Annotated in this window: 11 protein-coding genes; 2 read left to right on the forward strand and 9 right to left on the reverse strand. The window is 68.4% G+C overall.

Annotated features, from left to right (window positions below; translation table 11 throughout):
* Positions 1–69: 69 nt before the first annotated feature.
* From JK363_RS25395 to JK363_RS25410, 4 genes are all read right to left on the reverse strand, one after another.
* Positions 70–255: a DUF397 domain-containing protein gene (locus JK363_RS25395; RefSeq protein ID WP_201877551.1), complete on the reverse strand. Its 186-nt coding sequence runs from the start codon at positions 253–255 to the stop codon at positions 70–72.
* On the reverse strand, positions 252–1,133 hold the full coding sequence (locus JK363_RS25400) for a helix-turn-helix domain-containing protein (RefSeq protein WP_201877552.1): 882 nt from the start codon (positions 1,131–1,133) through the stop codon (positions 252–254). The genes JK363_RS25395 and JK363_RS25400 overlap by 4 nt, the downstream gene beginning before the upstream one ends.
* 290 nt (positions 1,134–1,423) lie before the next feature.
* Positions 1,424–2,545, reverse strand: coding sequence for a hypothetical protein (locus JK363_RS25405; protein WP_236076102.1), 1,122 nt, complete (start codon positions 2,543–2,545; stop codon positions 1,424–1,426).
* Between the two features lie 352 nt (positions 2,546–2,897).
* Complete coding sequence (locus tag JK363_RS25410; RefSeq protein ID WP_236076090.1) at positions 2,898–3,797, reverse strand: phosphotransferase enzyme family protein; 900 nt, start codon at positions 3,795–3,797, stop codon at positions 2,898–2,900.
* Between the two features lie 143 nt (positions 3,798–3,940).
* Between JK363_RS25410 and JK363_RS25415 the strand changes: the two genes are divergently transcribed.
* On the forward strand, positions 3,941–4,843 hold the full coding sequence (locus JK363_RS25415; protein ID WP_372444845.1) for a phosphotransferase: 903 nt from the start codon (positions 3,941–3,943) through the stop codon (positions 4,841–4,843).
* Positions 4,844–4,864: 21 nt separating this feature from the next.
* On the opposite strand, the gene JK363_RS25420 is transcribed toward JK363_RS25415, so the two are convergent.
* The 5 genes from JK363_RS25420 to JK363_RS25440 form a co-directional block, all read right to left on the reverse strand.
* Positions 4,865–5,461, reverse strand: coding sequence for a TIGR03086 family metal-binding protein (locus JK363_RS25420; RefSeq protein ID WP_201877556.1), 597 nt, complete (start codon positions 5,459–5,461; stop codon positions 4,865–4,867).
* 144 nt (positions 5,462–5,605) lie between these two features.
* Positions 5,606–6,328: a 3'-5' exonuclease gene (locus tag JK363_RS25425; RefSeq protein WP_201877558.1), complete on the reverse strand. Its 723-nt coding sequence runs from the start codon at positions 6,326–6,328 to the stop codon at positions 5,606–5,608.
* 221 nt (positions 6,329–6,549) lie between these two features.
* Complete coding sequence (locus JK363_RS25430; protein WP_201877560.1) at positions 6,550–7,803, reverse strand: DUF5919 domain-containing protein; 1,254 nt, start codon at positions 7,801–7,803, stop codon at positions 6,550–6,552.
* Between the two features lie 88 nt (positions 7,804–7,891).
* Positions 7,892–9,217, reverse strand: coding sequence for a copper amine oxidase (locus JK363_RS25435; protein ID WP_201877561.1), 1,326 nt, complete (start codon positions 9,215–9,217; stop codon positions 7,892–7,894).
* A gap of 55 nt (positions 9,218–9,272) precedes the next feature.
* Entirely contained in the window at positions 9,273–10,067 is a 795-nt protein-coding gene (locus tag JK363_RS25440; protein WP_201877562.1) for a Tat pathway signal sequence domain protein, read from the reverse strand.
* 244 nt (positions 10,068–10,311) lie between these two features.
* Here JK363_RS25440 and glgX point away from each other — a divergent pair, with 244 nt between their 5' ends.
* Positions 10,312–12,450, forward strand: a complete 2,139-nt coding sequence (glgX, locus tag JK363_RS25445; protein ID WP_201877563.1) for a glycogen debranching protein GlgX — start codon at positions 10,312–10,314, stop codon at positions 12,448–12,450.
* The last annotated feature ends 24 nt before the right edge of the window (positions 12,451–12,474 follow it).

Raw genomic sequence — 12,474 nt, forward strand, 5'->3', positions numbered from 1 at the left:
AGAGCGGACCGCGCGCAGGAGATACACGCTGCACACCCGCACTTCGAGGCCCGAGGCGAGCCGTGATGGTCAGCGCTTGGTGGCGTAGGCGACGAATCTGGCCCACTCGGTGGAAGTAAAGGCAAGCTGCGGGCCCCGCTTGTACTTTGAGTCGCGTATGCGGACTGCATCGGGACAAGCGGCCACTTCAACACAGTCGTCACCAGAGCCGCTGCTGTAGCTGCTCTTGAACCAGGCCAATTCTTCAGTGCTCATAGCGATCCTCGCATCCGCTGCAAGAGGCTCACGGAGTCTTCGAGAGTGAGAGCCTGCGAACGCATCCTGGCATACCGGCGTTGGAGGGTGCTGAGCACCTTGCGGTCGGAGATCAACTGGCCGCTCTCCTGCCCCTCGTTGTAAGCGAAACACAGGTTCTCCGGGGTCTCCAGCAGCCGGATAGGACCATGCAGACCAGAGTGCGTCTCCCTTACCAATGGCATGACCTGGACCTCCACATTCCGCCGTTCGGTGACCTCCAGTACGTGGTCGATGAGGCCCCGTGTGACCTCGACCCCTCCGGTGCGGCGCAGGAAGAGATGTTCCTCCAGGATGAAGCTGTAGGTTGTGTTCGGCCGCTCCCACAGCAGTCGTTGCCGTTCCGCCCGAGCCACCCACTGGGCTTCGATCTGCTCATCATCCAGTGGCGGCAGCTGATCTACGAACAACTTCCGCGCGTACGCCTCTGTTTGCAAGAGACCTGGCATCACCCGGCACTCGTACGTATCCAGACTGATCGCCATCACCTCCAGTCGCGCCCACTGCCGGAACCAACTGGCCAGCCCCGGCTGTCGGCACAGGTGCCGAGCCGCCTTCCGCAGGGCGCCGGTGTTGCCCAACGTCTCCTCCGCACGTTCCACAAGAGACAGGTCCGGCATGCGCCGACCCTGTTCCACCGACGCGATCGTGTGCTTCGAGAACCGCACGAGGTCCGCGAACTCCGACCTACTCAGCCCCGCGTGTTCCCGCAGGGCCTGGACGACCGCACCGAAGGTCCGCAGACTGTCGGAGGGGGCCGGTTCCCCGCCGCAGGGCGACGTAGGTCCTCCACCCGCCGCTTCAGCTCCGCCATCCGTGCTGACACTGTCCTCGGCCATCGCTGGCCACCTCCTGTGCAACCCCGCCCCGCGTCACGCTCCTGGTCGAACCCATGCTCACGTTCGGTCACGAGTACCGTCCACCATCTGTGTGCGTACACTGACTCAGCGTACGCAGCACCACTGCGGCTTGCCGACAAATCTGCGGGCCACAGTGGATGCATGACACAACCGGCCACCCGCCAAGGCCCCTTCGCCGTATGCGTGTTCACTCAGTGCTTCAGCTCCACCCCGCTCGGCGCGCGCCTTGCCCGGCACCTCACACTCCATCAGCTCCATCGCACCCTCGACTACTGCGTGGGAGCCCCGGAAGGCTGCGGTTCCCCGTCTGGCGGTCGCGTCCTGGTGCCGGGGATCCTTGGGTCTGGTGCCGTAGCGACGATGAGGGCTGGATCGAGCATGACCGTGCCGAATTCACGGGCCAGAAGGCCGTGAATGGTCTCCCAGGCTCGGAGGCGCCTGCGCTCCCGACGCTCACTCCAGTGCTCGTGTAGCCTCATTCCGCCGAAGATCGCCACGGCGCAGGCCAGAATAAGGGCAATGATGGCGTAAATCGGCATATAGCGATCATCGAACATGGATCGCTTCTGATCCACCTGCTGGGCGTTGACACCGAAGAAGCCAAATAGCAGGCTGAGCGTACCGGTGACCGTGGTGACGAAAGTTACCGCCACCACGGTTCGAATTCGACGCCGATCACCGGCTCGCTGCTCGGCGCTCTCGACCGATGTCAGCTCGGCAGCAATGGCATTACTCAGCCGACTCAGCATCTGCCCGATGGTGGCGGAGCGCTCGGTGAGCCCCATCGCCGAGTAGAGGGCGTTGTGAAAACCTTCCACCCGTAATGCCGGTACAAGAGTTCCGATGTCACCACCGGCCTCGACGCTGTAACTGAGCTCAAGTTCCAAATGACTCAGGCCGTCAGAGATATGTTCCAGCGTGGTCCGGCGGCGGTGCATATCGCGTTCCGCGTCGGACCGGGTCCGGAAGCGGTGCCCATAGGCGTATGCCACATCCCGGATCTCCCGCAGACGTGCCGCCGACCCCACAGCCTGCACAGCGGAAAGCAGAACACAGTTCTCGATGTAGTCCTGATGACCACAGATAAGGCTCGCGTACGGCCCGAGAGCGCCAACGGTGGTCGGCCTCCTGTTGAGTTCAGCGGGATACACGATCGAGCTGTGCTCCGGCCGGTACGGGAGGTCGGAACGGTAGATCACCCGCTGGATGGTGTCGTCGTCGGGGACATCCTCGGGTGAGGGCACGCTTCTGAAGACCAACTGATGTCGCTCCGGGAGGAAGCCGGATGCTTGCCCATCCGCCACATCCGGGCAGTAGCCGACACGCTCGCCCACGAGCTGTTCCAGCGGCACCCCCGAGCACTCAATGCTCGCGTAATACAGGTCTTCCATCAGCGGAACGGACTCGACAAGGCTTAAAGGAACGTCCATCGTTAATGCAACCAGAACCTGACCGGAGGGATGCAGAAAGTGCCAGAGCGTGGCGGCCGAGGGCGATCCCGTTTGCCAACGTTGACATGTGAGAGACGAACAGTCGAGAGATTCCTTGCGGAGCACTCGTGGCAGTTGTTCCCGGGCCAGTTCATAGAAAGGCGCCAGTCGGCCAAAGGCGAGTGACTCCGTCGGAGCGTGCTCGCCCGGTGGCACTTGAGCCGGGTCGCAGACCCAAGAGGTTGAGTAGACGGTCGTGACACGGAGATGCGGCCGGGAAGCGTAGGGAGCGAAGAGGTCCCCACGAGCACCACTAGAGGGCATGCCAGCGCCGTTCATGGTCGCCCTTTCGCAGAGATTCCATCCGCAGCGCGAATTCGTCTGCCGCCGGACCGGACTGGGCCATCTGCATCAACCAGGTCGTCATGCCCAACTCCCGGGTGATACGCAACACCGGATAGCCGTGCCACTTGGTCACATCGATGCCATAGGTGCGGACGAAGTCCGCATACTCGGCCGGGGCAAGGCCAAATCGATCGACAGCGATGGCGGTTGGAACCAGATCCCAAGCCAGCGGACCCTTGGCCGTTGCTTCGTAGTCGATGAGCAGGGCGCGGCCACCGTCCAGCAGGACGTTGCCACGATGGGCATCACCATGCACCAATTGCTGCGGCGAGGAGGCAACAAGATCGCGGAACTCGCCTTCTGCGTTGTCACATGCTTCGGTGAGGAAGCGCACGTCTTCACGCCTGATTCCGGAGACCACATCCAGCCGGCGCCGCATGATGGGGAATGGATCCAGGACGGGCAGCGGAAAGTCCGGATTCGGCAGAGCATGCAGGTCGCGGAGAAGCGCGGCCAGGACGGTGACGGAGTCGGGTGTGGAGCTGTCCGGCACGTATTCCCAGAAGGTCACCAGTCGGCCGTCGGCCTCGACGGGCTGGGAGGCATCCGTTGGGTGTACGGAGGGAAACCTGTGTCCGGCGAGCCAGCGTGCCACGGCCAGTTCCTTGGCAACCCTGTCAGCCATCTCTGTCGAACGAGCAACCCTGACGACAACACCGACGTCGGGGAGCGCGAACAGTGCGTTCTCCCCAAGCCGCAAAAGCTTCGCGTCCGGGCGAGTAGGCAGTCCGGCTGAGTTGCATGCGGTGAGCATGGCTCGGCGTGCGTTGTCCTCGGTTAACCCTTCATGGGTTTCTTGGAAGTCCATCCCGGTCAGCCTTTCGAGGCGGCTGACCTGCTGTCAAGGCAGCAACGACTGGGGGTGCCCAACGACGCGTTCAGGCTCCAGTGCCGGATGCGAGACTGACAGTTGGACTGGCAGGGAGACATGAGGAGCATGACGTGGCGGACGTGGCGTTCACGGAGGAGCGGGCGCGGGCGGTGCTCGGCGCGGCGCTGCCGCCCTATCGGGCCGGGGACGCCGAGGCGCGGCTGCTGGCTTTCGGGGAGAACGCCGTCTTCGCGATCGACAGCCTGTCCCTGGTGGTGCGGGTCAGCCGGGATCTGGAGATGTGGGACCGGGCGGCCCGGGAGCTGAAGGTGGCCGACTGGCTGGCGCGGGAGGGGCTGCCCGCGGTGCGGCCGGATCGGCGGTACGGCTCGGAGCAACCGCTTCCGTTCTCCGGTCATCTGGTGACTTACTGGCAGCAGCTTCCCGAGCCCGTCCGGCCCGCCGGACCGCGCGATCTGGCCGTGCTGCTGCATCTGGTGCACGCCCTGCCGGAGCCGCCCGCGGAGCTGTCGCTGGAGCTGCCGCGGCGGGAGCTGCTGGGCGGGGTGGAACGGTGGCTGCGGCTGGCCGGGGATGCGATCGACCCGGCGGACGCGGCGTATCTGCGCGCCCGCCGGGACGACTTCGCCGCGGCGGCCGCCGAGCTGGTACCGCGGCTGACGCCCGGACCGATCCACGGGGACGCCCTGCCGCGCAATGTGCACATCGGCCCCGACGGCCCGGTCCTCGTCGACCTGGAGACCTTCTCCCACGATCTGCGCGAGCACGACCTCGTGGTCATGGCCCTGAGCCGGGACCGCTACGGCCTCGACCCGGCCGCCTACGACGACTTCACGGCGGCCTACGGCTGGGATGTGCGGGAGTGGCCCGGCTGCGCGGTGCTGCGGGGCGCCCGGGAGACCGCCAGCTGTGCCTGGGTGGCCCAGCACGCACCGGGCAATCCGGCGGCGCGGGCCGAGTTCGCCCGCCGGGTGGCCTCCCTGCGGGAGGGTGACCCGGCGGTGCGCTGGTACGCGTTCTGACGACCGCGCCGCCGCCGTCGCTCAGGCAGACCAGGCGGGGTCGCGTCCGCTGAGGCCGACCGCGCGGTCCAGCGGTGGGGCGCTCTCCGGCACCGGGACGACCGGCCCGAACAGCTCCTTCGGACGGTCCTCGAGCGCGGACTGCGACAGCAGCCCGATGACGGCCTCGGCGCTGCCGCTGTCGCAGTCGAAGGGCTGGCCGGTGGCGCGGGCCAGATCCCAGCCGTGGATCACCAGCTCGTCCAGGGCCACCAACCCCATGACCTCGGCGGGCAGGGTGACGCCCCCGGCCTCCGCGTTCCCCTGCCAGGCCGCCGGGTCCCGCCAGGCGGCCGCCATGCCGTCCAGCCGCCGCGGCAGCTCCGCCCGCCAGCCCGGCTCCAGCCGCGCCGCGGACCCCCGGCCGGGCGCGGACCGCTCCGGGTCCTTCGGCGGCTTCTTGCGCGCCGCGTCCTGGAAGGCGAGCGCCAGCCCCATCATGTGGTCCAGCAGATCCCCCACCGCATACTCGGCGCACGGGGTGCGCGCCGTCAGCTGATCGTCCGAGACTCCGCTGAGCAGTGCGGACACCCGCTGGGCCGCGGGGCCGAGATCGACGATCGGGCTCTGGTGCGTCACGGCGGTCCTCCTCGTTCCGGTCCGTTCATCCCTCTACCTGCCTCTACCTGCCTCTACCTGTACGGACCGGCCGGAGCCGGGAAACTCATCGGCGCGCGGAGCCCCCGTCCGGCCGACCGCCGTACGGCGCTCCCGCCCCGCGTCCTACGCCACCGCCGCCCCCACCTCGCGCAGCGGCCAGCTCCCGTCCACCACCGCGTCCGGGGTGCCCTTGCGGCGCAGCCAGGACTGGAAGTCGGCGGCCCAGCGGGCGTACCAGCCCACCTGCTTGCGGTGCAGTTCCCACAGCTCGAGCCCGGCCACCTCGCGGTGGCGCTCGGCGACCGCGCAGGCCACCCGCACCGCCGCGAGCGCGTCCGCCCCGGCCTCATGGGCCCGCTCGTGCACCACCCCGTACTCCCCGCAGACCGCCGCCAGCGTCCGCTTGCCCTTGCGGTAGCGGTCGACGGCCCGGTCTATCGTGTACGGATCGACGACCGGGCCGGTCTCCGCCCCGTCCAGCCGCTCGCTCAACGACCGCAGCCCGTACCGCCCCAACTCGGCGGCCAGCAGGCTGAGATCGAACGCCGCGTTGTACGCCACCACCGGGGCGCCCCGGCGCCAGTGGGCCACCAGCGCGTCCGCCACCTCGTCGACCACGTCCGCGGCCGGCCGCCCCTCGGCCTTCGCCCTCTCATCGGTGATGCCGTGCACCGCCACGGCACCCTCCGGAATGGGAACCCCCGGATCGGCCAGCCACTCCCGCCGCGCGATCGGCTCCCCGCCCTTCACCTCGATCACGGCCGCGGTCACGATCCGCGCCATGTGCGGATCGGTGCCGGTCGTCTCCAGATCGAATCCGATCAGAAGCTCACGGTGCCAGCCCATGGCTGCCCTCCCTTTGTCATAACTCCCCCGTTTTTCCCCGGTTATCACCGGTCAACCCAGTTACCCATGGGTTTCCCCTGGTGTGCACCACCTTCGCATGCACCACTGACAACGCCCGGTGAGGTGGCGGCAGACGTCGTTGGCCCACCGGGTCGTATACGCGTTCGACATGGCAGGAGCGTACGGACGGGGTACGACAACACCGGAGACGGCAGGACGGCTCAGGAGACCGGGCGGGAGTCTCCCCAGACGCTCTCGAACTCCTCCCGGTAGGTGCCGAAGAGCCCGCCGTCGACCGCGGCACCGGCGTCCTGGCCCGCGCGCACCACATCGCGGCCGCGGCCGCCGCCGCGCAGCACCAGGACCGGGGCCTCCATACCGCGGGCCTTGCGCAGATAGCTCTGGATGACCGCGAGGCCGTCGGTGCCGTCGCCGTTCACCAGGTAGGCGGTGAAGCGGGGGGTCTCGTCGAAGACATGGATCTCGAAGGCGCCCGGGTCGCGCAGCCGGGCCCGGACCCGCCGCATATGGAGGATGTTCATCTCCACCGAGCGGCTCACCTCGCCCTTCTTCAGGCCGAGTTCGCGTTCACGCCGGCGTACCGCGCTGCTCGCGGGGTTGAGGAAGAGCAGCCGTGCCCGGCAGCCGGATTCGGCCAGCCGCACCAGGCGGCGGCCGGAGTAGTTCTGGACCAGGAGGTTGAGTCCGATGCCGACCGCGTCGAGGCGGCGGGCACCCTCGAAGAGGTCCTCGACGGGCAGCTGCCGCTGGAGCCGCACCCGGTCGGAGTGGACCCCGACCACATCGGCGTAGCGGTCGCCGACGAGATCCTCGACGGCGTCGATGGGCAGCCGGTCCGCCGCGGGGGTGCCGGTGCCGCTGCCGAGTATCTCCAGCAGCCGGGCCGAGGCGCGCTCGGCCTGGGCGAGGACGGTCTCGGACAGCGCGCGGTTGCGGGAGACGACGTTGCGCGCGACCTCCAGCTCGTCCAGGGCGAGTTCCACCTCGCGCCGGTCGTCGAGGTAGGGCTCGAAGCACGGCCAGTGCTGGACCAGCAGCTCCCGCAGCTGCGGGAGGGTGAGAAAGCTGAGCACATTGTCGTCGGCCGGATCGAGCAGATAGCCCTTGCGGCGGCTCACCTCCCGGACCGCCACCGCGCGCTGTACCCACTCCTGTCCGGCGGGTCCGGCCGCGGCGATGACCCAGTCGTCGCCGTGGACCGGTTCGTAGATGGGCCGGAGAACGGCTCCGACGACCGCGCGCAGCCGCTGTTCCACCAGGTTCAGCCAGATGTAGGCACGCCCGGCCCGGCGCGCGCGTGTCCGCACCTCGGCCCAGGCATCGGCGCCCCAGTCCAGTTCCGCCCCGATCTCCATCGGCCGCGCCAGGGACACCGCGCCGGGAGGTGCTTCGGTGGAGCCGTCACCCCCGGGACCTCCGCCACCAGGGGGCAGCTCCAGCCCGCCCGAGCTCACCTGTGCACCGCCTTCCGCCCCCGTCCAACGATCAACGCAGACTACTGCGCGGGCGGAGGCGGTGCAGCACTCTCGATCGACCTATCGGTCAACGATCCTCTTCTGTATGGCCGTTGTGACCGGAGAGTGCGGGCGGCGTGAGCGGATTCATAGCGGTGACATCGCGCGGGGCGAGCTGGAAGCCCTGCCAGTGCACCGGCATCGGCTCCTGGTCCTCGTCACGGGCGATGTGGTGGAAACCGATGTTGACCCATACGACCGGGTGTTTGAGGCTCTGGCCGTTGACCCATTTGTCGACGGACTTGCCCGCGCCCCGGCCGCAGTTGCGCAGATTGTTGCTGGCGAACTGCTCGCACTTGTTGTAGTCGGTGAAGTACACGTCGTGCTTGGTGTAGCTGCGGCCCTGGTACTTGGTGGTGTGACCGGGCACGATCTCGTAGCTGCGCGGGTGGCCGTCCTTGTTCTTGCCCGCGGTGCTCACCACGCGCCACCAGCGCGCCTCGGCGGCGTCCCCGGCGAGCTCCTTGGTGATCTGGGTGCGGGTGGTCTTGGTCTTGGGGATCCCCCGGCCGGTGGCGGTGGTCTTGGAGTCGTACTGCTCGATCTTGCTCTTGGGCGAGCCGTCGAGGCCGAAGTTCAGCCGCCAGAAGACGTTGTGGGCATGGCTGGTGGCGTAGTCCTTGGCGCCCTTGCCGAGCGGCCAGCCGCGGCCGTCACCGGCGTCGTAGTCCATCGGGGAGAGCGTGCCGGTGGCGCCGACCTGCATGGACATGGTGCCGTCGCCGGAGAACCGCCACTCGGTGATGTACTCGTACCAGCCGACCTGGTTGACGGTGTAGAGCAGCAGGTCCTTGCCCTGCCGCTGGTAGACCTTGTTCGGGTTGCTCGCGTCGCCCATGCGGTAGGCGTGGCCGCGGGCGCGGGTGGTGGCGCACAGCCCCTTCACCTTCTCCCGGTCGGGGCTCCAGGCGTCCGGCACCCGGACGGTCTTGATGGTGCCGCCGGGGCATTCGGCCGGGTCGAGCTGCATCAGGCCCTGGGCGAAGCCCTGGCCGGTGAGGTCGTCGTACTCGTTCTGGCCGTCGTCGTACGGCACATGGATCTGGCCCAGTTTGGCCGAGCTCAGCACCTTGATGGGGGCGGACTCGCCCTTGGGCTGGTACGAGACGTTGTCGAGCACCAGCCCGGCGTTGCTCTCGTAGTGCCAGCACATCCGCCAGGTGGTGCCGCCGTCCAGCTTCTGCTCGACCTGGTAGGCGGAGCTACAGTTCGCGGCCGGCGCGGGGGCCTTGGCGGGGGCCTTCGGGGCGGCCTGGGCGGGGCCCGCGGCGACCGCCACGGTACCGAGCAGCGTCGTGGCGCCGACAGCCGCCGCGACCCTGAGGCGGGCGCGGCGGAGCCTTCTTTCAGGCATGGAGGACTCCTGTTGGTTCAACGTGTGGAGGGGCGTGGACGAGCGTCCGGACGGGTCAGCCCAGCCGGGCGACGGAGCGGTCGCTCAGGTCGATCACCAGCGGGCGGACGTCGATCCAGGGGCCGTTGACGACCCGGGTGAACAGCCGCACACAGCGGTGCTTGCCGCAGTCCTGAACGGCGGCCGGTCCGGTGCTGTCCTCGCCCCCGCGGTAGACGAAGCCGGTCACGGTCAGCTGACCGGGGCCGATCAGCGTCTTGCCGGTGGCGTCCTTGAAGTCCTTCTTCAGACCCGCGCCCAGCTTGTCGTTGATCAGCAGCCGGGCGGCCTCCACGACCTCGTCATGGACGGGCGGCGGCTGGACCCCCCGCTGGGTGTCGGTGTGCTCGACCTTGCCCGTACCGAGGTCGACCGTCTTGGTCAGATACGTGTCGTCCTTGTAGTCGTAGTACGTGACCTCGGCGCGGCGGGGCGGATCGGCCGCGCCGACCTCGTCCGGCCCCAGTTCGGCGAGGTCGGTGGAGAGGTGCTCGGGGCCCGTCTTGCCCTTGACGTTCTCGCCCTCGGCGCGCAGGCCGCGGCCGAGCGCGAGCGACTGGGCGCGCTTCATCTCGTCGTCGGTGAGCGGATCCCGTCCGGCGCCCTTCTTTCCCTGCTCAGGCGCGGACTCCACTACTCCGGGCCGCGGCGACGCCTGGCCCTGCTCGGCCGCGGAACCCTGCGGCCCTCCCCCACCCTGTCCCTCGTCGCCGGACGCGCTGTCCGGCAGTGTCACCGCGATCAGCGCCGCGCCGGCGGTGACCGCCATGGCGGCACCGGCCACCACCTTGCCCAGGTGACGGTGGATCATCGTGCGCACGTTCTCCCCCAACCCCTCCCCAGTCGACATATCCCTCTGCATAGCGGTAAATCGCGTATACGAAGGTCACCCGGTAGGACGAACCACCGTGGCCGTAGGTTGCCTGCCATTTCAGAAAGTTCCGCCGAAAGAGCCGTCGGACCCGGTCAGTTGGGAAAGGATTCCCCTCCGATCCGGTTCCGTCCGGTGCCACGGGTGCTCGCGGCCCCCGGAGGAGAAGTGGAAGAGTCGACACATGCAGGTCTGGCCGGGACAGGCTTACCCCCTGGGCGCCACGTACGACGGCGCCGGAACCAACTTCGCGGTGTACTCCGAGGCAGCGGTTCGGATCGAACTGTGCCTCCTGCACGACGACGGCTCGGAGACGGCGGTCGAACTGCGCGAGACCGACGCGTTTGTGCGCCATGCCTATCTGCCGGGGATCATGCCGGGGCAGCGCTACGGCTTCCGGGCCCACGGCCCGTACGAACCGGAGCTCGGCCACCGCTGCAATTCCGCCAAGCTGCTGCTGGACCCCTACGCCAAGGCGATCAGCGGGCGGATCGACTGGGGCGAGGAGGTCTACGGCTACCACTTCTACCGGCCGGACAAGCGCAATGACCTCGACTCCGCCCCGCACACCATGGCCTCGGTGGTCGTCAACCCGTACTTCGACTGGGCCGACGACCGGCCGCCGCGCACCGACTACCACCGCACCGTCATCTACGAGGCCCATGTCAAGGGGCTGACCATGCGCCATCCGCGGCTTCCGGACGAGTTGCGGGGCACCTACGCGGCGCTGGCCCATCCGGCGATCATCGAGCATCTCACGGAGCTGGGTGTCACCACGCTCGAACTGATGCCCGTGCACCAGTTCGTCAACGACCACCGGCTGGTCGACCAGGGGCTCGCCAACTACTGGGGCTACAACACCATCGGCTTCTTCGCCCCGCACAACGCCTACGCCTCCTGGGGCGACCGCGGCCAGCAGGTCCTGGAGTTCAAGTCGGCGGTGCGGGCGCTGCACCAGGCGGGCATCGAGGTCATCCTCGACGTGGTCTACAACCACACGGCCGAGGGCAACCACCTGGGCCCGACGCTCTCCTTCCGGGGGCTGGACAACGCCTCGTACTACCGGCTGACCGACGACCGGCGGTACTACATGGACACCACCGGCACCGGGAACTCCCTGCTGATGCGCAGTCCGCACGTCCTTCAGCTGATCATGGACTCACTGCGCTACTGGGTGACCGAGATGCACGTCGACGGCTTCCGCTTCGATCTGGCGGCCACCCTGGCCCGTCAGTTCCACGAGGTGGACCGGCTGTCGTCGTTCTTCGACCTGGTGCAGCAGGACCCGGTGGTCAGCCAGGTGAAGCTGATCGCGGAGCCCTGGGACGTCGGTGAGGGCGGCTACCAGGTGGGCAACTTCCCGCCCCTGTGGACCGAATGGAACGGCAAGTTCCGGGACACCGTGCGCGATCTGTGGCGCGGAGAGCCGCGGACCCTGGCGGAGTTCGCCTCCCGGCTGACCGGCTCCTCCGACCTCTACCAGGGCGACGGCCGCCGCCCCCTGGCCTCGGTCAACTTCGTCACCTGCCACGACGGCTTCACCCTGCGCGACCTGGTGAGTTACGACAAGAAACACAACGAGGCCAACGAGGAGTCCAACCAGGACGGCGAGAGCTACAACCGCTCCTGGAACTGCGGGGTCGAGGGCGAGACCGACGACCCGGAGGTACGGGAGCTGCGCGCGCGCCAGATGCGCAACTTCATCGCCACACTGATGCTCTCCCAGGGCGTGCCGATGCTCAGCCACGGCGATGAGTTCGCCCGCACCCAGGGCGGCAACAACAACGCGTACTGCCAGGACAACGAGGTGTCCTGGGTGACCTGGCCGAACCGCGGCAAGGACGGCGGCGAGGAGGACCGCCTGGCGCTGGAGCTGCTGCGCTTCACCCGGTCGCTGGTGTGGCTGCGCCGCGACCATCCGGTCTTCCGGCGCCGCCGCTTCTTCCACGGACGGCCGGTCGAGGGCACTCACGACGAGCTGTCGGACATCGCCTGGTTCACCCATGAGGGCGAGGAGATGCGGCAGCGGGACTGGCAGGCGGCCCACGCCAAGTCGCTGACGGTCTTCCTCAACGGGAACGCGATCTCCGAGCCGGGGGTGCGCGGTGAGCGCATCACCGACGACTCCTTCCTGCTGCTGTTCAACCCGCACCACGAGCCGTTGGAGTTCACGGTGCCGGTCGGCCACGGCAAGTCGTGGCAGGTCATCGTGGACACCGCCGAACCGGAGGGGGTCGAGCCGGGCAGTGGCGCGAAGGTGGCGGCGGGCGACCGGCTGACGCTGGTGGACCGCAGCCTGATGGTGCTCCAGCGCCCCGCGTAGGCGCCCGGGGCTGGGCTGAGGAGC

The sequence above is a fragment of the Streptomyces coffeae genome (assembly GCF_016741875.1).
In the GTDB taxonomy this organism is placed as follows: Bacteria; Actinomycetota; Actinomycetes; order Streptomycetales; family Streptomycetaceae; genus Streptomyces; species Streptomyces coffeae.